We start from the raw sequence: 21,681 nt of genomic DNA, 5'->3' as shown, positions 1-21,681 counted from the left end.
GACAACTCCTATATTAAAGGTCGATCTGCACGCCGCCAACAGGTCTTATGGACAGCACATAGCATGAGCCTTCACCGAATACTCTCTCCATTTCAGCCTTGAAAGCTTCAAGCTTCTTTTCAGGTACGAACGCTTGGATAGTTCCTGCAAAGCCACCGCCGTGTACTCTGCAAGCACCCTCACCGCCAAGAGCCTGCTTTGCAAGATACAGAGCAAGTGAAAGACCCTGCTCGTTTGGGGCAGGAGAAGCATAGATGTTCTGAAGATATTTGAATGATGAATCTCCTGATTCATTGATAAGGCTCAGAAAAGCGTCAAAGTCGCCCTCTGAAAGTGCGAAAGCTTCCTTGCCAACTCTCTCGTTATCGTCAAAGAAGTGGAGCGCTCTAAGCACAGCTCTGTCACTGCACTTTTCTCTAACGGCACAGATGTTTTCAAGAAGCTGTTCCTTTGTTATCTCTCTCAGCACCTTTTTGCCAAAGAAAGCCGCAACAGACTTCATTTCCGCTGGGATAGCCGCATACTCAGGGGTGAGGTCGGCATGATTGCCCTTTGTGTCAACGATACACAGTGCGTGACCGCTTTTTGTGAAATCGAACTTTACAGAGTCGATAACAGGGCGCTTTTCGTCAGCAAAGTCGATAGTGATAAATCCGCCTACTGATGAAGCCATTTGGTCCATAAGACCTGACGGCTTGCCAAAATATACATTTTCCGCAAACTGAGCTATCTGAGCTATTTCCACAGCAGAAACCTCGCCCTCGTTGTAAAGACCATTGAGGATAGTGCCAATAAGCACTTCATAAGCCGCAGATGAAGAAAGTCCGGAGCCTTTGAGCACGTTTGAAGTTGCATAAGCCTTGAAGCCCCCGGCATTGTGACCATTCTTCTTAAAGCCTGCGGACATACCCCTTATAAGTGCCGCAGATGTGTTTTTCTGGTTCTCGTAGATAGTGTCGTCATCAACGTTCACAGTGTCCATTGGGAAGCCCTCGGACTTTATTGTAATAACGTTCTCTTCGGTGTCAGGAGCGACAGCGGCAATAACGTCAAGTGAAACGCCTGCCGCAAGAACGCAGCCGAAGTTGTGGTCGGTGTGGTTGCCGCCTACCTCAGTTCTGCCTGGAGCTGAGAAGAAAGCAGTTGGCTTTTCACCGAAAAGCTTTTCAAACTCATCTGCAACTCTGTTATATCTTTCTCTCTGAAACGCCGTCATATCGGCTGTGTAGACCTCGTCAAGTGTATATTTTTTCATTATGTATATCCTCCGAACGTAAATTTAAGTATACTTTGTTATTATACAACATTTATGCTCTTTTTTCAAGTACAATTTTTTAAACAAGTGAGGAGGTGAGAATGAGAAATGAGGAGTGTTAAGAATGAGGAATGAGGAATTATGGTATCGCCTGGCGGCGATTTATTTTATTGCAAAAATGTCAAATCAACGGGCGAACACTGTTCGCCCCTACATACAAACAGCGTATTTACGTTGACTGTAGGGGACGGCGCCCTCGACGTCCCGCTTGTTTAAGCCTTTTGCAACACTCTTGTATCGCCTGTCGGCAATCTATTTTTTGTTGCTCAAATCGTGCGCTGCACGTTTCATGTGTGCGTGTATGTGTGCCAAGTGTGCCTGTAGGTGAATTTTTGCACAGAAGCTCCCTTGATATTTTATGCAAACTGACAAAATTGCCGTAAGCAAACTTTTTATAACACTCTATTGGTGCTTTAAATCAAAAAAGCTGTTGCATTTTGGTGAAATTTGTGGTATAATTACTTGTGTCTATTTTAATTATTGTTTATTTTTACCGACCACGAAAAAATGGTCGGTGCAGTGAAAGGAAAGATTTATTGTATGAAAAAACTAATGCTTGGAAACGAGGCGTTTGCAAGAGGTCTGTATGAGGCAGGCTGTAAGGTTGTATCATCTTACCCCGGCACTCCGTCAACTGAGATAACAGAAGCTGTTGCAAAATATGACGAGGTATATGCTGAGTGGGCGCCTAATGAAAAGGTGGCAATGGAAGTGGCTCTTGGCGCTTCTATAGGCGGTGTAAGAAGCTTCTGCGGAATGAAGCACGTTGGTCTTAACGTTGCCGCTGACCCTCTTTACACAGCAGGCTACACAGGCGTAACGGCAGGTATGGTAATAGCTGTCGCCGATGACCCTGGTATGCACTCGTCACAGAACGAGCAGGATTCACGTCACCATGCAATCGCTTCTAAGACAATGATGATAGAGCCTTCCGATTCAGGAGAGTGCAAAGAGTTTGCTAAGGCTGCTTTCGAGCTTTCTGAAAAGTTCGATGTTCCTGTTATCGTAAGACTGTCCACCAGAGTTTCTCACTCTCAGTCAGCTGTTGAGCTTTGCGAGAGAGAGGAAAGGGAGAATATCCCATATGAAAAGAATATCCAGAAGTATGTTATGATGCCTGGTAACGCTATCCGCCGTCACCCTGTTGTTGAGGCAAGAATGAAAGCTATCGCTGATTATGCCGAAACTTCACCGCTCAACAAGGTAGAGATGAACGATACAAAGATAGGCGTTATCACAAGCGGTATCTCATATCAGTATGCAAAGGAAGCACTTGGTGACAAGGCTTCATATCTTAAGCTCGGTATCGTAAACCCAATGCCAATTCAGATAATAAAGGACTTTGCCGCAAAGTGCGAAAAGGTCTATGTAATCGAGGAGCTTGACGATGTTATCGAAACACACTGCAAGAAGAACGGCGTGAACGTTATCGGCAAGGAGCTTTTCAGCCTTATGGGCGAGATATCACAGACTATCGTTGCCGAAAAGATACTTGGCGAGAAGCCTGAGTATATCACATTTGAGGATAACGTGCCTGTAAGACCTCCTGTTATGTGTCCGGGATGTCCTCACAGAGGTCTGTTCTATTGCCTGCATAAGCTGGGCGTTATGGTGTCAGGCGATATCGGCTGTTACACTCTCGGCGCAACAGCACCGCTTTGTGCTATGGATTCAACTATCTGCATGGGTGCGTCTATCAGCGGACTTCACGGCTTCAACAAGGCAAGAGGCGCAGAGGCAGAGAAGAAGTCTGTTGCCGTTATCGGTGACTCTACATTCATGCACAGCGGTATGACAGGTCTTGTGAACGTTGCATATAACTCCACAAATTCAACTGTTATCATTCTCGATAACTCTATCACAGGTATGACGGGTCATCAGCAGAACCCTACAACTGGTAAAAACCTCAAGGGCGACCCTGCTTATGCCGTTGACCTTGAAATGCTCTGCCATTCACTTGGTATCAAGAGCGTAAGAGTCGTTGACCCATATCATATGGCTGAAACAGAGGCTGTTATCAAGGAAGAGCTTGCCAAGGAAGAACCAAGCGTTATTATTTCAAGACGTCCATGCGCACTTCTTAAATATGTAAAGCACAATCCACCGCTCAAGGTAAACAAGGATAAGTGCGTTGGCTGTAAGCAGTGCTTGAAGATAGGCTGTCCTGCTATATCTATCCATGACGGCAAGTGCGTTATCGACCATACACAGTGCGTAGGCTGCGGCATATGCAAGGAAATGTGTAAGCTCGGTGCGATATGCGACTAATGATAACATATATTTCGAGGTGTAAATAATGAAAACAAGATCAATTATGATAGTGGGCGTAGGCGGACAGGGCTCTCTGCTTGCGTCAAGAATAATAGGAAACGTGCTTCTCTCACAGGGCTTTGATGTCAAGGTCAGCGAGGTACACGGAATGAGCCAGCGTGGCGGCTCTGTTGTTACATACGTTAAGTACGGCAGCGAGGTATGCTCGCCTGTAGTTGAAAAAGGCGAAGCTGATATCATCATCAGCTTTGAACAGCTTGAAGCCGCAAGATATGTTTCATATCTCAAGAAGGGCGGACATATCATCACTTCAACTCAGCAGATAGACCCAATGCCTGTTATCACAGGTGCGGCTGTTTATCCTGAGGATATCATAGGCAAGCTTAAAGCAGAGGGCGTTGACGTTATCGCTGTTGACGCACTGGCACTTGCAGAGCAGGCTGGTACTGCAAAGGCTTCAAACGTTGTTCTCATGGGCGTTGTGTCAACTAAAATGGCTTTTGACGAGGACGTTTGGCAGAAGGCTCTTGAAAACTGTGTTCCTGCAAAGTTCCTTGAACTGAATAAAAAAGCGTTCGCTCTCGGCAGAGAGGTAAAATAATGGACGAGATAAGCGGTCTTATCATAAAAATGACCGAGTTTTTCAGCGGCGACCCTAAGCGTATACAGCACTTTATAAAGGTGCATACCTTTGCCCGTGTTATCGGCAGGGCAGAGGGGCTTGATATCCGCACTATGTACTGTCTTGACGTTGCGTCGGTGGTGCATGATATAGGCATAAAGCCTGCGGAGGAGAGATACGGCAAGGGTCACTGCGGCGGAAAGCTTCAGGAACAGTTAGGTCCTGAGCCTGCACGGAAAATGCTCACAGAGCTTGACTTTGACGAGGATATCATAGACAGGGTGTGCTTTCTTATTGCACATCATCACACCTATGAGGGCGCCCAAGGGCTTGACTGGCAGATACTCTTGGAAGCAGATTTCCTTGTGAACGCTTTCGAGGACAGCCTTTCCAAAGAGAGCATAAAAAGCTTCCGTGACAAGGTGTTCAAAACGAAAACAGGCATTAAGATGCTTGAAGAAATGTACGGCGTATGATACTTGTGCAAAGTTGATACCCGAGTAATATGACCGAAACCATTTTAACAGGAGGTGTGTTCCAATGGGAAAATATTGGAACGAAGAGATCGAGTGCATGGCGCACGAGGACATGAAAAAGCTCCAGAGCGAAAGACTTGTCAAACAGGTCAAGCACGTCTGGGACAATGTGCCATACTACAAGAAGCTTATGGAAGAAAAGGGCGTAACGCCTGATGATATCCACGGCATTGAGGACCTGCACAAGCTGCCGTTCATTTCAAAGGCTGACCTGCGTGAGGCTTATCCTTATGGTCTGCTTGCAAAGCCGCTTTCAGAGTGCGTCAGAATACATTCCACAAGCGGAACCACAGGCAAGAGAGTTGTGGCTTTCTACACTCAGCATGATATAGACATTTGGGAAAATTGCTGTGCAAGAGCTATAGTTGCCGCAGGCGGAACAAAAGACGATGTTTGCCACATTGCATATGGCTATGGACTTTTTACAGGGGGAGCAGGTCTTAACGGCGGCTCTCATAAGGTGGGCTGCCTTACTCTGCCGATGTCATCAGGAAACACAGAAAGACAGATACAGTTCATGCAGGACCTTGGTTCGACTATCCTTTGCTGTACTCCGTCATATGCCGCTTATATAGGTGAAACTGTAAAGGAAATGGGCATAAAGCCGGAGGAGCTTACGCTCAAAGCTGGTATCTTCGGTGCTGAGCCTTGGACGGAGGAAATGCGTCATGAGATAGAGAAGCTTCTTGGTATCAAGGCTTACGATATCTATGGTCTGACAGAAACAAGCGGTCCAGGCGTAGCTTTCGAGTGCGAAGCACAGTCTGGTATGCACATCAATGAGGACAACTTTATCGCAGAGATAATCGACCCTGACACAGGCGAGGTGCTTCCTGAAGGCTCAAAGGGCGAGCTTGTATTCACAAGTATCACAAAGGAAGCTTTCCCTCTGCTGAGATACAGAACAAGAGATATTTGTATTCTTACAAGAGAGAAATGCTCATGTGGCAGAACTCTCGTCAAAATGTGCAAGCCAATGGGCAGAAGCGACGATATGCTCATCATTAAGGGCGTAAACGTGTTCCCATCGCAGATAGAGTCAGTGCTTCTTAAGATATCAAAGGCAAGCCCTAACTATCAGATAGTCGTTGACAGGGTGAACAATTCTGATACTTTCGAGATAAGAGTCGAGCTTAATGACGATATGTTCTCTGATACTGTCAAGTCTATCGAGGATCTTGAAAAGAAGATATCCAACGATATCCATAATATCCTTGGCATCAAGGCGAAGATAAGACTTGTTGAGCCAAAGAGCATTCCACGTTCTGAGGGCAAGGCAGTTAGAGTTATCGACAAGAGAAAGCTTGTCTAAAAGACAGGGGGTAATTTTATGACAGTAAAACAGCTTTCGGTTTTTATTGAAAACAGACCTGGCAGATTGTCTGCCGTTACAAAAATACTTGGGGATAATGATGTGAATATCCGTGCAATGTCCCTTGCTGACACAAAGGATTTCGGTATTCTCAGACTTATCGTTGACGATTTTGAAAAAGCAGTTTCAGCCTTGAAAACAGAGGGCTTTTCCGTTACCACCACTCAGGTGCTTGCAGTGGAGATAAATGACCGCCCAGGCGGACTTTCAGAAGCAATGAAAGCTCTCTACAATGACAACATCAGCGTTGAGTATATGTATTCTGCATTCATAAACACTAAGGAAAACACGGCTTATCTTATCCTTAGAGTAGAGAACGTTACAGCCGCTCTGGAAGCTTTGAGTGAAGCAGGATTTGCACTTATCTCACAGCAGGAATTGGCAAGCATCTAGCTGATTAGTAAATACTAACTGAAAAATCACTTAAAATCTATGTGAAATTTTTATGAAATGCCGAAAACCTCTTGATTTTTTCAGAAAATGTGTTATTATATAAGTATAGTATTTGATATGATACTTGTAGAATTTATGCAAGGAGGTCTGTGAAAATGGCTTATAAGATTAGTGATGAGTGCATCGGCTGCGGCGCTTGCATGGACGCATGTCCAGTAGGAGCTATCTCCGAGGCTGATGGTAAGTGTGTTATTAACGCTGACGAGTGCATCGACTGCGGTTCTTGTGCAGGTACTTGCCCTGTAGGAGCACCTCAGGCTGAGTAATTTACTTAAACTAAGAGAAAACGTCTGTCATATGGCAGGCGTTTTTTTGCACTTGTTTTTTGTGTATTAGTTTTCAGCACGTTATCATAAAACTGTCACATTGGCGGAGTATAATATAAACACAATAAGAGAAAGACAAAAAAAGATGAAATTTACACATATACTTTTTTCTCCATATATACTTCATATACTTCAAAAAGGGAACGCTGGCTTGTGTCAGCGTTCTTTTTTTGCGTGGGTGATTTTGTGGATAGATATGTAAAATATCGTGGAAAAAATGGGCTTTTGTAACGCAGGTGTCCGTTTTTCGGTATTATTAATAAAAGTTTTGCGAAATTTGTTAAAAGTGATAAAAATAGAACCCTTATTGTCGTTCCTGGGATATAAAATGTACAATGGTTGTAACCTGACGTTCATATAAACTTCATAAACGAGCGAAAAAGCGGCTTGAAAATTACAATTTGATTACAATGCCCCTTGACTTTTGTAACCTTATTCATTATAATATGGTGTAGTTTATCACATTTGAAAGGAGCGTTCTGAATTGGGTTATTTGAAGTCGGGGATATCCCGTTGTGTGGCTGTGCTTTCTGCCTGCGGAGTTGTGACAGTATCTGCTGTGACTTTTGCGACACTTGATAAAAACGTTATCCAGCCATGTGCGGTCATGCCGCCTGAAAATGCAAAGGTCATTTCTGCTGTTTCTGACAAGGAAACATCTGAGCAGATAGGGGATATCACAACTGTTCTTACAACATCAGCCATCAAGGAAACTGCGAAAAATTCTCAGACCGAGGCTGTAAAGGCTGTAAAAACTGCCAAAAGTGAAACAACTAAGTCAACTGCCAAAACAACTTTGATGTCAGACAGCGTTACAACTTCTATTACAGCACAGAAGCCAGCGTCAGTGACCGCAGTGCAGAGCGTGACTTCCGCTGACACAAAGCTTAGCATATCAGTAAGCCTTGTGACAAATAAAACTCAGCAGGCTTCAAAGTCTGAAACAAAGGTTTCTGCTGTTACTTCCGCCCCTGTCAGCACTACTGACAGCGATACTGTTGCCTCAAAGGCTACAAAAAAGACTACAACAGCGAAAACTACTACTGCCAAAACTACTACCACTGCAAAGACAACAACTGCCCCTGTTACGACCACAACGCCTGCGGTGACTACTACCAAGAAAAAGACTACCACCGCTAAGGTGACAACAACTAAAAAGCCTGTTACAACTACAACCACTGTGCCTGTTGCCGATAACGGCAAGACCCCTGCACAGCGACTTAATTCTGCAGTGCTTGATCCAAAGGCGACGCTCAGCGCAAAGGAAGAAAAGATACTTCTGAAATATCTCGATAAGATAATATCAGACGATATGACAAACTACGAAAAGGCTGTGGCTTGTTACGACTACCTTATAAAGAACACGGTCTATGATTACGGCGGCTGGGCAAATCCTGTCAAGGCTGTTCTTGAGGACGGTTACGGCACTTGCACAGAGTATTCTTATGTTTACGCCGCAATGCTTAACTACATAGGCTTTGACGCAAAGACTGTTGACGGCAAGACCGCTATGGCGGCAGGCGGTTACGGCTATCATATGTGGGTGGAGGTAACGATAAACGGTCAGGTATATGTTATGGACCCTCAGGTGGACGATAACATGAGCTGGGGAGCGTATATCTCCCATGACCGCTTCTGCAAGACCTACAGCGAGGTCAAGAACAAGTATATAAAAGACTGATATTGTATCGGGTGGAGTTATCTGCCCGATATTTTTTTACTGTGTTTGCGTGTGGTTTGTTTGCAGTACGTTTATTTGTACATTAAATAATAATATCCGGCACTCTTTTTGTGACAAATTTTTCAGCCTATCCTATAGACAAAAGGAAAAAAGCATGATATAATTATTCTTGATACATTGTCGGCAAATGCCGAACGTCATTTTGTACAGGAGGATAATTGATGACGGAAAATTCCACAACAATAAAGAAAAAGACTGCGGCATCTGTGAAGAAAAACAGCTCTGCTAAAGGTTCGTCAAAGAGTAAGAAAAGAAAGAAAAAACGCAACAATATCGGCATTATCTGCGGCACTGCGGCAGCGGCTATCGTGATAGTTGTGGGCGGAGGATATTTCATTGGAAGAGCTTACTATAGCAACAGATTTCTGAGCGGCACAACAGTGAATGGCATTGACGTGGGCGGAAAGACATTTGAACAGGCTTGCGACCTGCTCGGGGTGAACGATATGCCTTATGAACTTACGGTCAAAACTATTGACGGCACGCCTGTTGTTTTCAAGACGGCTGATTTTGATTACAGACTAAGCGGCAAGGACGAGCTTCAGAAGATCTATGACAGCGTGAACAGAAAAACATGGTTCTCTGGATTTATACAGAACTCCACCTATAGTTTTAATGAGGACATCACATTTGATGTTGAGAAGCTTCAGAAGCTTGTGGAGAAAGCAAACTGGGGCGATGTTGAAACTGCCGATGCAAAGCTTGGTCTTAACGAGGATAAGACGGCTTATGTTATCACCCCTGAGGTGCAGGGAAACAAGATAACCGATATGAAAAAGCTTGAAGCTTATGTTACGCAAAGCGTGGCGGCAGGTGAGCTTAGCGTTGAGCTTGACAAGGACACAGGTTGTTATTCTCTTCCAAAGGTGAAGAGCGCAGACCTTGAGGACGATTGCAAGAAACGAAATGACGTTTTCCAGCTTTCTGTCACATACGATTTTGACTACACCACAGAAACTCTCACGGGCGAGGAGCTTATGAAGATTATAAAGCTCAAAGATGACGGAAGCTACACTGTGGACAGAAAGAAAGCCATGGAGTATGTGGAAAAGCTCGCAAAGAAGTATGATACATATAATACTAAGAGAAAATTCCACGCAACTTTGCAGGGCGACATAATCGTGCCGACAAGCTCTGATGCTAAATACGGCTGGTGGATAGATCAGGAAAAGACTTGTGACGATCTTGTGGATATGCTTGAAAAGGGCGAGAGCGTTGACAAGGTAGACCCTATCTATTACAGTACCGGTTATTATGACTTTACAGGCGTTGAGTCTGCGAGAAGCAAGGACGATGATATAGGCGACACTTATATTGAGATAGACCTTACCGACCAGCACTTGTGGTATTATGAAAAGGGCAAGAAAAAGCTCGATACCTATATAGTTTCAGGTCAGACCACATCTAAGGCGAGAACAACTCTCCCTGGTGTTTATAAGCTTTGGTCAAAAGAGACCAACAAGCGTATGAAAGACACAAATGCCGACGGCGACGAGTGGGATACAAAGTGCAACTTCTGGAACAACGTTTCTCTCTGCGGAATAGGTCTTCACGATTCAACGTGGCGAGGCGGATATTTCGGCGGTGAGATATACAAATACAACGGCTCTCATGGCTGTATAAATATGAGCTATGACGACGCCAAATATGTTTATGACAACGTGCCTTACGGTACGCCTGTTGTTATGTACTACAAGTCTGCGGATAAATAATAAGGACGGTCAAGGTATCATGCCTTGACCGCTTTTTGTAAGGAGTGTTTTTTATGGAAAAGATATTATACAGAGAGGGCTTTACGGCTGAGGAGCTTCCAAATGAGGTGATAGAGCGTATCAAAGGCGTTTCCTATAAGGAAAATCCCTATGTGAAGCTGGCGACCTTGCCTATCTGCGTGTGAGATATTATGACTTTGAGCATAAGGTGCAGTCGGGGGAGCTTATCGTGGCGAGAAAGCTTGCGCAGGAGGTTCTGGATATCTTCTATGAGCTTTTCGAGGGCGGTTATGAGATAGAAAAAATCAGGCTCGTTGACGAGTATGACGCTGATGATGAAAGGTCAATGGCGGATAACAATTCCTCTGCCTTCAACTATAGGGTGGTGGCTGGTACCAACACTATCTCGGCTCACAGCTACGGCAGGGCGATAGACATAAACCCTCTTATCAATCCTTATATAGTGGGGGATAAGGTCATGCCTGCCAATGCTGCAGAGTATGCAGACCGTGACAAGGCTTTTGATCACAAGATTGACAGAACAGACCTTTGCTATTGCATTTTCAGGCGTCACGGCTGGAAATGGGGTGGTGACTGGAACAATTCTAAGGATTATCAGCATTTTTACAAAGAGTACGATTCTCCACTGAAAATGGCTGTAAATAAGCTGAAAAGAGCGTTGTTACGTTAGTTTGCAAGATTTACCCAGGAAAGCGATATGAAATTATAAGTTATATATGTATACCGATTAACTGAAAATTAATAATGATTTTATGCAAGTTTTATCATTCGCTCTTGCATTTTGCTGTAATGTGTGTTATAATGATTAAGCCGTCAAAAAAGACGGCAAAAGGCTATTTTCTTGCATTTGTGTGAAAAACCACACTTTGAGTTTGTTTGCACTTATGCAGGATTGCAGGATTTTAATTTCTTCCTGCAAATTTTTTGTTAAAAACAGCTAAAAATCGGCTATGAGCCGTGAAATAACATACGTTGCTGAACGATAAGCTATAATTTTTTTACAGTTTGGCAGGAAAGGGTGATAAAAATGGAACGCATGGAGGATATGACTAATGTAAAAAGCCTGTATTCACCGAAATTCGAGCATGATAACTGCGGAATAGGTGCTGTTGTGAACATTAAGGGCAAAAAGAGCCACGATACTGTTGCAAATGCGCTGACTATCGTTGAAACGCTAGAGCATCGTGCTGGTAAGGACGCAGAGGGCAAAACAGGTGACGGAGTAGGTATCCTGCTTCAGATCTCACATAAATTCTTTAAGAAGATCGCCGCCGCTGAGCTTGGAATCACGCTTGGCGAGGAGAGAGATTATGCTGTTGGTATGTTCTTCTTCCCACAGAACGAGCTTGCGAGAAATCAGGCAAAGAAGATGTTTGAGATAATCGCTGAAAAAGAGGGCCTGGAGATCCTTGGTTGGAGAGTCGTTCCTGCAAAGCCTGAGGTGCTTGGCAAGAGAGCTGCCCAGTGTATGCCTGCGATAATGCAGTGCTTCATCAAGCGTCCAAAGGGCGTTAAAAAGGGTCTTGACTTTGACCGCAAGCTGTATGTTGCAAGACGTGTGTTCGAGCAGTCAAACGAGGACACCTACGTTGTATCACTTTCAAGCAGAACTATAGTATATAAAGGAATGTTCTTGGTGCAGGATCTCAGAAAGTTCTTCCCTGACCTTCAGGATAAGGACTACGAGTCTGCTATCGCTATGGTACATTCAAGATTTTCTACCAACACAAACCCAAGCTGGCAGAGAGCTCATCCTAACAGAATGATCGTTCACAACGGTGAGATAAACACTATCAGAGGCAATGCTGATAAAATGCTCGCCCGTGAGGAAACGATGAAGTCTGAGCATTTGAAGGGCGACCTTGATAAGGTCACACCTGTTGTAAACACAGAAGGCTCTGACTCTGCAATGCTCGACAACACACTTGAATTTTTGGTCATGAGTGGAATGGATCTGCCGCTGGCTGTCATGATAACGATCCCTGAGCCATGGGATAACAACGGCACGATGAGTCAGGCTAAGAAAGACTTCTATCAGTATTACGCAACTATGATGGAGCCATGGGACGGACCTGCTTCTATCCTTTTCTCTGACGGAGATATCATGGGTGCAGTGCTTGACAGAAACGGTCTGCGTCCGTCAAGATATTATATCACAAAGGACGGCAATCTTATCCTTTCATCTGAGGTTGGCGCACTTCCTATCCCGTCAGACAATATCGTTGAAAAGGAAAGACTTCGCCCGGGCAAAATGCTTCTTGTTGATACTGTTCAGGGCAGAGTTATCGACGATGACGAGCTTAAGGAATACTATGCTTCAAAGCAGCCTTACGGCGAGTGGCTTGACAGCAACCTTGTCAGACTTAAAGACCTTAAGATACCAAACATCAAGGTAGAGGAACACGGCTACGAGGAAAGACAAAGACTTCAGAAAGCTTTTGGCTATACCTATGAGGACGTTATGACATCTATCCTGCCAATGGCAAAGAACGGCTCTGAGTCTATTGCCGCTATGGGTACAGACAGCCCGCTTGCGGTGCTTTCAAAAGAGCCTCAGCCGCTGTTCAACTACTTCAAACAGCTCTTTGCACAGGTAACAAATCCGCCTATAGACGCTATCAGAGAGGAAATAGTTACCTCCACAACTGTCTATATTGGTGAGGACGGCAACATTCTTGAAGAAAAGCCTGAAAATTGCAAGGTAATGAAGATACATGACCCTATCCTTACCTCAACAGATATACTTAAAATAAAGAATATGCACATTCCCGGCTTTAAGGTAGCTGTTATCCCTATACTTTATTATAAGAACACAAGACTTGAAAAGGCTATAAACAGACTTTATATAGAAGCAGACAAGGCGTTCAGCGAGGGAGCAAATATCCTTATCCTTTCAGACAGGGGAGTTGACGAGAACCACCTTGCTATCCCATCGCTGCTTGCAGTATCAGCGCTTCATCAGCACCTTGTTGTTACAAAGAAGAGAACATCTCTTGCTATTATCCTCGAAAGCGGCGAGCCTAGAGAAGTTCATCACTTTGCAACTCTGTTGGGCTACGGTGCTTCCGCTATCAACCCTTATCTTGCTCAGGAAACTATCCACGAGCTTATTGCTGACGACCTTCTCGACAAGGATTACTATGCCGCTGTTGACGATTATAATGCGGCTGTTCTCCATGGTATAGTAAAGATAGCTTCAAAAATGGGTATCTCTACTATACAGTCATATCAAGGCTCACAGATATTCGAGGCTATCGGTATCGGTCAGGACGTTATAAACAAGTATTTCACAGGTACTGTCAGCAGGATAGGCGGTATCACAATATCTGACATTGAGAAAAATGTTGACAGACTTCATACATCAGCCTTTGACCCTCTTGGACTTGGCACAGACACAGAGCTTGAATCAAGAGGAAGCCACAAGTTCAGAAGCGGCAAGGAGGAGCATCTCTACAATCCTCAGTCTATCTATCTGCTCCAGCAGGCTGCAAGGACTGGCGACTATGAAACATACAAGAAGTATTCAAAGCTTATCTCTGAGGAAATGGACCCTGTGAACATCAGAGGTCTTATGGATTTCAACTTTGCTGAAAATCCTGTTCCGCTGGAGGAAGTTGAGAGCGTTGACTCTATTGTAAGAAGATTTAAGACGGGCGCTATGTCCTACGGCTCTATCTCGCAGGAAGCTCATGAAGCACTTGCTGTCGCAATGAACAGACTTCACGGCAAGTCAAACTCAGGCGAGGGCGGTGAGAGCCTAGACAGACTTCTCACAAAGGGTACTTCTGAGGACAGATGTTCAGCTATCAAGCAGGTGGCTTCGGGACGTTTCGGTGTAACTTCAAGATACCTCACATCTGCTGATGAGATACAGATAAAAATGGCACAGGGCGCAAAGCCTGGCGAGGGCGGTCATCTCCCTGGCAAAAAGGTTTATCCATGGATAGCTAAAACAAGACACTCCACACCTGGCGTGTCGCTTATCTCACCCCCGCCACACCACGATATCTACTCTATCGAGGACTTGGCTCAGCTTATCTATGACCTGAAAAACGCAAACAAGAACGCAAGAATTTCTGTAAAGCTCGTTTCTGAGTGCGGTGTTGGTACAGTTGCGGCAGGCGTTGCAAAGGCAGGCGCAGGTGTTATCCTTATCTCAGGCTATGACGGCGGTACAGGTGCGGCTCCGAGAAACTCTATCTACAATGCAGGACTTCCATGGGAGCTTGGACTTGCAGAAGCACATCAGACCCTTATCAAGAACGGTCTTAGAAACAAGGTCGTTATCGAAACAGACGGAAAGCTCATGACAGGCCGTGATGTTGTTATCGCAGCGATCCTTGGCGCAGAGGAGTTCGGCTTTGCAACAGCTCCGCTGATAACACTCGGCTGTGCAATGATGAGAGTATGTAATCTTGATACTTGCCCATTTGGTGTTGCAACACAGAACCCGGAGCTTAGAAAGAAGTTCCCCGGCAAGCCTGAATATGTAATGAACTTTATGATATTCGTGGCTTCTGAGCTTAGAGAATATATGTCAAAGCTTGGCGTAAGAACAGTTGACGAGCTTGTGGGAAGAATTGACCTTATCAAGCCAAAGGCTGGTATCACAGGCACTGCGGCACAAGTTGACCTTTCTAATATCATCAACTCTGATTACGTTTCAGAAAAGGTAGAATACAACAAGAAATCCAAGTATGACTTCAAGCTTGAAAACACTCTTGATGAAAAGGTACTCATGAAGGAGTTCGAGAAAAATCTGAGCAGCGGTGAGAAGAAGTCTATCACAGTAAATGTCAAGAATACAGACCGTTCATTCGGTACTATCTTCGGCTCAGAGATAACAAGAAAGTATTATAACACACTTGCTGACGATACATACAAGATAGTCTGCAACGGCTCAGGCGGACAGAGCTTCGGCGCATTTATCCCGAACGGCTTGACCCTCGAGCTTGTGGGCGACTCTAACGATTATTTCGGCAAGGGACTTTCAGGCGGTAAGCTCGTTGTTTATCCTCCAAAGGATTCCACTTTCAAAGCCGAGGATAATATCATTATCGGTAACGTTGCACTTTACGGCGCAACAAGCGGTAAGGCGTTCATCGACGGTGTTGCAGGCGAGCGTTTCTGCGTAAGAAACTCAGGCGCAGTGGCAGTTGTCGAGGGCGTTGGCGACCACGGCTGTGAGTATATGACAGGCGGCTGTGTGGTAGTTATCGGCAAGACGGGCAAAAACTTTGCGGCAGGTATGTCGGGCGGTGTAGCTTACGTTCTTGACGAGGACAGACACCTTTACACAAGACTCAACAAGGAAATGGTACTTTTCTCTGAGGTCAAGGAGAAGTACGATATAATTCAGCTCAAAGACCTTATCCAGCAGCACGTTGACGCAACAGGCTCTGAAAAGGGCAAGCGTATTCTTGATAACTTTGAGGAATATCTGCCTAAGTTCAAGAAGATAATCCCTCACGATTACAAGAAGATGATGTCTGCTATAGCTTCAATGGAAGAAAAGGGCATGAGTAGCGATCAGGCGCAGATAGAAGCATTCTATCAGATCATCAACGGCAAGCAGTAAGCCTGCGCACATGAGATATTGTACTTTTAAAATCGAAAGGAGGATATACTTGCCGTGAAAGCAAGTATAGTTGAGATATGGGAAAGCCAACTGGTTTTATGGACTATAAGCGTGAGGACGCAGCAGCGTTCTCCGTTGAGGAACGTATAAAGAATTTTAATGAATTTCACACTCCTCTTTCAAAGGAGGAGCAGCAGAAGCAGGGTGCAAGATGTATGGACTGCGGTGTGCCGTTCTGTCAGGCAGGAATGAAGATAGGCAACGCATTTTCAGGCTGTCCGCTTAACAATCTTATCCCTGAATGGAACGACCTTATATACAAGGGCAACTGGGAGCAGGCATATTACAGACTTCATATGACGAACAATTTTCCTGAGTTCACATCAAGAGTTTGTCCTGCACTTTGCGAAAAAGCCTGCACCTGCGGAGCTAATGGCGACGCTGTTACCACAAAGGCTAACGAATACGGCATTATTGAAAATGCCTATGCCTGCGGATATGCTTCAGCAAGAGTGCCAAAGGTAAGAACAGGAAAGACTATCGCTGTTATAGGCTCAGGCCCGTCAGGTCTTGCTGCCGCTGACCAGCTCAATCAGAGAGGTCACAGTGTAACAGTTTTCGAGCGTGAGGACAGAGTGGGCGGTCTGCTTATGTACGGCATACCGAACATGAAGCTTGAAAAGCAGATTATCGAGCGCAAGATAAACATAATGAAAGAAGAGGGTATCGAGTTCCGCACAGGCGTTAATGTTGGCAAGGATATCACAGCGGCTGAGCTTCTCAAGGACTTCGACAGAGTGATACTTTGTTGTGGTGCTTCAAACCCTAGAGATATCAAAGCCGAGGGCAGAGATGCAAAGGGTATCTATTTTGCAGTGGATTTTCTGAAATCCACAACTAAGGCACTGCTGAACGGCGGTCTTACGGATAAAAACCACATTTCCGCAAAGGGCAAGAACGTCATGGTAATAGGCGGCGGAGATACGGGAAATGACTGCGTTGGTACAAGCGTAAGACACGGTGCAAAGAGCGTTTTGCAGCTTGAAATGATGCCAAAGCTTCCTGACACGAGAGCCGAGAACAACCCATGGCCGCAGTGGCCAATGGTCTGCAAGACAGATTACGGTCAGGAGGAAGCTATCGGTGTGTTCGGCCATGACCCGAGAGTTTATCAGACGACTGTAAAGGAGTTTCTCAAAGACAAAAAGGGCAATCTTAAGGGTGCAGTGCTTGTAAAGCTCAGCCCTGAGAAAGACCCTAAGTCAGGCAGAACGATGATGAAGCCTGTTGAGGGCAGCGAATACAAGGTAGAAACCGAGCTTGTTCTTATTGCGGCAGGCTTTCTGGGATCTGAAAGCTATCTCACAAAGGCTTTTGGCGTTGAGGTAGACGGCAGAACGAACATCGCAACAGCCGACGGCAAACATCAGACGAACGTGAAGAACGTCTTTGCCGCAGGCGACGTGCGCAGAGGACAGTCACTTGTAGTATGGGCTATCAGAGAGGGCAGAGATGTTGCTCGTGAGGTGGATAAGAGCCTTATGGAGTATACAAATCTGTAATACGAGATAAAAAGATAACACCGTCCGAGGAGTTCGGGCGGTGTTTTTTGTGTGTAGGGTATCGTACCCATGGGCGGCGACAAAAAAATCCGCTACCATAAATGATAGCGGATTTGGGTGCAGGGACACGTCCTGCTTTGTACGATTTATGCGCAAAGTATAGGAGCGGTGTCTTGGTTTGTTACATAAAAAAGCCGTGGTGGAAGATGCCCGTCACGGTGAACATCGTACCTTTCCCAGCGTATCGTACCCATGGGCGGTGATAAAAAAATCCGCTACCATAAATGATAGCGGATTTGGGTGCAGGTGCAAGCACCTGCTGGAGCTGCTAACCGGGCTTGAACCGGTGACCTCGTCCTTACCAAGGACGTGCTCTACCTACTGAGCCATAGCAGCAAACCAATTACAGTAATATATTATACACTATCTCTGCCGCTTTGTCAAGACCTTTTCTCAATTTTTTTGCTCTGTTTTACTCTATCCCTTCATCATCAACGTCATCTGCCTGAACGCTTGGGTCGTAATCATCATATGTGTCCATAAAATTGTACTTCTTGCCCTTGTATTCGTATTGTATCACAGTGCGCAGATTGACGTTATAAACGCTCTTGAAAATATTGTTTTCGATGTTGGGATTGGTGGCACGAAACTTTGCTATAAGCTCCTTCATTTCCTGTCGCTTTGATACCTCACCCTTTTTCTCTAACCCCTCGTAGCTCTCAGTGAAACGGCAGGCACAGCGGATAAAATGCAGATCGTTCTGCTCCACCCAGCGGATAATGTCCGCCTCTTTCACCATGTACAGTGGTCTGATAAGCTCCATGCCTGCGTAGTTCCTCGAGTGTAGCTTCGGCATCATAGTCTGAATCTGTCCTCCATAGACCATGCTCATGAGTATGGTTTCTATAACATCATCAAAATGATGTCCCAAAGCTATCTTGTTGCAACCAAGATCCTGCGCAAATTTGTAAAGCCAGCCACGCCTCATTCTTGCACAAAGATAGCATGGGTTCCGTTTTGTGTTGTATGCAATGTCAAAAACTTTCGTCTCAAACATCTTTATGGGTATGCCCATAAGCTTTACATTGTCGATTATCCTCTGCCTGTTTGCGTCGCTGTAACCGGGGTTCATTACAATAAATTCTAGCCCTATGTCCATGCCCTGATATTTCTGCAAATGCTGCATACACTTAGCAAGAAGCATTGAGTCCTTGCCGCCTGATATGCACACCGCTATTTTGTCCCCCGGCTTTATCATATCGTAACGCTCATATCCCATTACGAACTTGTTCCATATATCTCTGCGAAAATCAGTAACGATGCTCCGCTCTATCTTCTGCTGTGGCGTAAATATTCTTGACATCTCAAACTCTCCTTAAAATCATATACTTAAATTCTACTATTTTTATGGGATTTTGTCAACCATATTCATGTTGACATTGTATTGTGATATTGTTATAATATAATAAAGTATTAAAGCAGGAGGATATCATGAGCGAAAATATAGAGCGTGAGATAAAAATTTCTCTCACACAGGAGCAGTACAAGACCGCCGAAAAGCTTTTTCAGTGGAACAAAATAATAGAGCAGACCAATTTTTATTATATCCCGCAAAGAGATTCAGGCATGACAAGTATCCGTGTCAGGCAGATAGGCGAAAAATATTTTTTGCAGCTTAAAGCACCTATATCCGAAAACGGTGCGCTTCATGTGAAAAAAGAGTATGAACAACAGCTTGACAGCCTGCCTGAAAAGCTCACCGCACAGGAGCTTTCACAGCTTGTGGGAAGAGATTTCCCTGCCGCTGACCTTGCAGGTTCTTTGTATACTCAGCGCAAGCTTTGCACCGATTTCGACCATGTTGAGATATGCCTTGACAAAAGCGAATATCTCGGCTTGACAGACTATGAGTTGGAGCTTGAATACACAGCCGACTATCCCGAAAAGCCTTTGGAGATACTGAAAAATGCAGGTATCACACAGGGAGAAGCGGTAATAGGCAAGTATGCAAGATTTATGGAAAGAGCGAAAAAGCTTGGTAAGTGCTGATTTTCGCCTATCTGCGGTCATTTTCTATGAAAAAGCACCCACAGCCTGCAAAGGTTTGGGCAATAATGATAATTGACAGTGACGTTATAATATGTTATTATATTAAAGTGTTAAAACGTATGAAATGGTATTTTGACGATACCCGAAAGGAAGTTAATAATGAAAAGATCTATTTTTAAGACTATCGCATCACTTTCCGCTGCTGCCATGATGCTTTTGGCTGTAGGCTGCGGAAGCACATCTGATTCTTCATCATCAGCAGGTGCAAACAGCACAGCCGCTGCAACAGGCGAGGATAACTCACTTCAGAAGGTTCTTGATTCAGGCAAGCTTGTGCTTGGTCTTGACCCAACATTCAAGCCAATGGGCTACACAGACGAGAACGACAACATCGTAGGCTTTGATATCGACGTTGCAAAGGAAGTTTGCTCAAGACTTGGTGTAGAGCTTGAAACTTACTCTGTAAACTGGGATACAAAGGAGCAGGACCTTAATGCAGGCACAATAGATTGTATCTGGAACGGCCTTTCTGTCAGCGATGAGAGAAAGAAAGTAATGCTCATGAGCGAGCCTTACATGAAGAATGAAATGGTGTTCGTTGTAAACGGCTCAAGCGACGTTGCTTCACAGGCTGATCTTGCAGGCAAGAACATTGCCGTGCAGAACGGCTCAACAGCACAGGAAACACTTCTTGCATCTGACGTTGTAGCAAATGGTGCGACAACAACAGAGCTTGCAACAAATGTTGAAGCTCTCCAGCAGTTGGAGCTTAACATGGTAGACGCAGCGTTCCTTGACTCAGTAGTTGCAAACTACGAGATATCCACATCAGGCAAGGATTACAAGGTGCTTCCTGACGGCCTTGACCCAGAGGAGTACGCTATCGGCTTCAGACTTGGTGATCAGGCACTTTGCGACAAGATCGAGGAGATCCTTCACGAAATGAAGCAGGACGGCAAGCTTGCTGAGATATCAACAACTTGGTTCGGAAGCGACATCACGACCATAGAATAATCACAAAACATTCAATCGGACAGTCTTCGGGCTGTCCGATTTTTTGCTTTATGAAGTTTTTTGCGTGTCATATCTTTAGAAAATAAAAAGTCTCGCAAACAACGTGTTTACGAGATTTTTTGGCAAAGAACCGTAATTTTGATAGAAACCATCAAAGGGGGTGCAACTTCGGTTCAGAGGGGGGTGCAGTTCTCGATTTGAGGGGGTGCATTGTTTTTGACAACTCCACTGCCACTCCACGTCAAACCAGAATTTATAAATTAAGTTCTTCAATGAAATTTAGAATACGCTGCGTTGCCAACTCATCCCTGGACAGTTTTAGCAATCTATCAGCCGTAATCCATTTATAATTAGATGTTTCTCCTTCTTGCAAAACGATACTATCCTTATCTATATCCGTAATGCAAAGATACTCCACATAAAACGATTTATGGTTGTGGTGGAGCACCCTTCCTATTTCCACTAAATTATCGGAGGTAATTCCCGTTTCTTCATGAAGTTCTCTAGCGGCACAGGTTACAGGGGCTTCACCTTGTAAAGCAGAACCACCCGCTGTAGCCTCCCACATTCCGCCCAAATGCTTTCTTTTATCCCTTTGCATGATGAGATAACTTCCATCTATATGTCTAACGATTATTTCACAGACCAAATGAAAAAAACCTTCCGGAATTGCCTCTCCTCGAACCAGAGTTACACCTTGAATCTTTTTGAAATCTCTATCATAAGCGTCCCACAGTTCCATACTTCATTTTTCTCCATAAATTCCGATTTGTCTAACTCATTATAGCATAAAAATTCACCGCAATTCTATCAAAATTACGGTGGACTTATGGCGGAGAAGGAGGGATTCGAACCCTCGATGAGCTATTAACCCATACACGAGTTCCAGTCGTGCGCCATAAACCGGGCTAGGCGACTTCTCCAGTTTATCATTTTTTTATATGTGTCACACTATCTAAGCGACTTTAATATTATACCATATGATCTTTTACTTGTCAAGACATTTTTGAAACTTTTTTTGTTCTTTTCTTGCTCGATATTACCGTGTAAAAAAAGAATCTCTCTGTGATGTTTTTATTTATTAACAATATTTTTGAAAGTTTTTATTT

General features: G+C 44.5%; 18 protein-coding genes and 2 tRNA genes. 15 read left to right on the top strand and 5 right to left on the bottom strand.

Translation table 11 applies throughout. The annotated features are described in order from the left end of the window. Window positions 1-13: 13 nt before the first annotated feature. A complete protein-coding gene (locus tag DW793_RS08620; protein WP_181988325.1) occupies window positions 14-1,255 on the bottom strand; it encodes a galactokinase in 1,242 nt (413 codons plus the stop codon). A 600-nt stretch (window positions 1,256-1,855) separates the two neighbouring features. Between DW793_RS08620 and iorA the strand changes: the two genes are divergently transcribed. The 12 genes from iorA to DW793_RS08565 all read left to right on the top strand — a co-directional run bounded on the left by iorA (window position 1,856) and on the right by DW793_RS08565 (window position 17,509). Continuing rightward, complete coding sequence (gene iorA, locus DW793_RS08615; RefSeq protein WP_118157639.1) at window positions 1,856-3,583, top strand: indolepyruvate ferredoxin oxidoreductase subunit alpha; 1,728 nt, start codon at window positions 1,856-1,858, stop codon at window positions 3,581-3,583. 28 nt (window positions 3,584-3,611) lie between these two features. Further along, window positions 3,612-4,187, top strand: coding sequence for an indolepyruvate oxidoreductase subunit beta (locus tag DW793_RS08610; RefSeq protein WP_022287481.1), 576 nt, complete (start codon window positions 3,612-3,614; stop codon window positions 4,185-4,187). Next, entirely contained in the window at window positions 4,187-4,684 is a 498-nt protein-coding gene (locus DW793_RS08605; RefSeq protein WP_118157638.1) for an HD domain-containing protein, read from the top strand. The genes DW793_RS08610 and DW793_RS08605 overlap by 1 nt, the downstream gene beginning before the upstream one ends. Before the next feature lie 64 nt (window positions 4,685-4,748). After that, on the top strand, window positions 4,749-6,056 hold the full coding sequence (locus DW793_RS08600; protein WP_118157637.1) for a phenylacetate--CoA ligase family protein: 1,308 nt from the start codon (window positions 4,749-4,751) through the stop codon (window positions 6,054-6,056). Between the two features lie 18 nt (window positions 6,057-6,074). After that, window positions 6,075-6,509, top strand: a complete 435-nt coding sequence (locus DW793_RS08595) for an ACT domain-containing protein (protein ID WP_022287478.1) — start codon at window positions 6,075-6,077, stop codon at window positions 6,507-6,509. Between the two features lie 155 nt (window positions 6,510-6,664). Then, window positions 6,665-6,835, top strand: coding sequence for a DUF362 domain-containing protein (locus DW793_RS08590; protein ID WP_117878416.1), 171 nt, complete (start codon window positions 6,665-6,667; stop codon window positions 6,833-6,835). A 544-nt stretch (window positions 6,836-7,379) separates the two neighbouring features. Next, window positions 7,380-8,576, top strand: a complete 1,197-nt coding sequence (locus DW793_RS08585; protein ID WP_118157636.1) for a transglutaminase-like domain-containing protein — start codon at window positions 7,380-7,382, stop codon at window positions 8,574-8,576. Between the two features lie 221 nt (window positions 8,577-8,797). Continuing rightward, window positions 8,798-10,348: a L,D-transpeptidase family protein gene (locus tag DW793_RS08580; RefSeq protein WP_118157635.1), complete on the top strand. Its 1,551-nt coding sequence runs from the start codon at window positions 8,798-8,800 to the stop codon at window positions 10,346-10,348. A 53-nt stretch (window positions 10,349-10,401) separates the two neighbouring features. Continuing rightward, window positions 10,402-10,533, top strand: a complete 132-nt coding sequence (locus tag DW793_RS15660; RefSeq protein ID WP_290126980.1) for a hypothetical protein — start codon at window positions 10,402-10,404, stop codon at window positions 10,531-10,533. Then, window positions 10,530-11,039 (top strand): M15 family metallopeptidase, encoded by a 510-nt coding sequence (locus DW793_RS08575; RefSeq protein ID WP_252969781.1) that lies wholly within the window; start codon window positions 10,530-10,532, stop codon window positions 11,037-11,039. Before DW793_RS15660 ends, DW793_RS08575 begins: the two co-directional genes overlap by 4 nt. A 366-nt stretch (window positions 11,040-11,405) precedes the next feature. Next, window positions 11,406-15,947 carry a glutamate synthase large subunit gene (gltB, locus tag DW793_RS08570; RefSeq protein WP_181988326.1) on the top strand — a complete coding sequence of 1,514 codons (4,542 nt, stop codon included), beginning with the start codon at window positions 11,406-11,408 and terminating at the stop codon, window positions 15,945-15,947. 77 nt (window positions 15,948-16,024) lie between these two features. Then, complete coding sequence (locus tag DW793_RS08565; RefSeq protein WP_118157633.1) at window positions 16,025-17,509, top strand: glutamate synthase subunit beta; 1,485 nt, start codon at window positions 16,025-16,027, stop codon at window positions 17,507-17,509. Between the two features lie 320 nt (window positions 17,510-17,829). Here the strand turns inward: DW793_RS08565 and DW793_RS08560 are convergent. Continuing rightward, window positions 17,830-17,905, bottom strand: a tRNA-Thr gene (locus DW793_RS08560). A 76-nt stretch (window positions 17,906-17,981) separates the two neighbouring features. Continuing rightward, window positions 17,982-18,872 (bottom strand): tRNA lysidine(34) synthetase, encoded by an 891-nt coding sequence (locus DW793_RS08555; protein WP_118157632.1) that lies wholly within the window; start codon window positions 18,870-18,872, stop codon window positions 17,982-17,984. A gap of 128 nt (window positions 18,873-19,000) precedes the next feature. On the opposite strand from DW793_RS08555, the gene DW793_RS08550 reads away from it, so the two are divergent. The 3 genes from DW793_RS08550 to DW793_RS08545 are packed head-to-tail and all read left to right on the top strand — an operon-like array spanning window position 19,001 to window position 20,572. Then, window positions 19,001-19,558: a CYTH domain-containing protein gene (locus DW793_RS08550; protein ID WP_118157631.1), complete on the top strand. Its 558-nt coding sequence runs from the start codon at window positions 19,001-19,003 to the stop codon at window positions 19,556-19,558. A 26-nt stretch (window positions 19,559-19,584) separates the two neighbouring features. Beyond that, the gene (locus tag DW793_RS15400; RefSeq protein ID WP_181979662.1) at window positions 19,585-19,737 is read left to right on the top strand and encodes a hypothetical protein; all 153 of its coding nucleotides are present in this window, start codon (window positions 19,585-19,587) and stop codon (window positions 19,735-19,737) included. Then, on the top strand, window positions 19,718-20,572 hold the full coding sequence (locus DW793_RS08545; protein ID WP_117894220.1) for an amino acid ABC transporter substrate-binding protein: 855 nt from the start codon (window positions 19,718-19,720) through the stop codon (window positions 20,570-20,572). The genes DW793_RS15400 and DW793_RS08545 overlap by 20 nt, the downstream gene beginning before the upstream one ends. Window positions 20,573-20,825: 253 nt before the next feature. Here DW793_RS08545 and DW793_RS08540 read toward each other — a convergent pair whose 3' ends face one another. Together DW793_RS08540 and DW793_RS08535 are read right to left on the bottom strand one after the other, a co-directional pair. Then, window positions 20,826-21,314: an NUDIX hydrolase gene (locus DW793_RS08540; RefSeq protein WP_117856663.1), complete on the bottom strand. Its 489-nt coding sequence runs from the start codon at window positions 21,312-21,314 to the stop codon at window positions 20,826-20,828. Between the two features lie 88 nt (window positions 21,315-21,402). Beyond that, window positions 21,403-21,495 (bottom strand) — tRNA-Ser (locus DW793_RS08535). Window positions 21,496-21,681: the final 186 nt, after the last annotated feature.

Origin of the sequence: Ruminococcus sp. AM31-15AC (assembly GCF_003462045.1) — a bacterium.
Taxonomy (GTDB): Bacteria; Bacillota; Clostridia; order Oscillospirales; family Ruminococcaceae; genus Hominimerdicola; species Hominimerdicola aceti.
The sequence above is the reverse complement of the archived record's forward strand: the minus strand, read 5'-3'. Positions and strand labels throughout refer to the sequence as shown.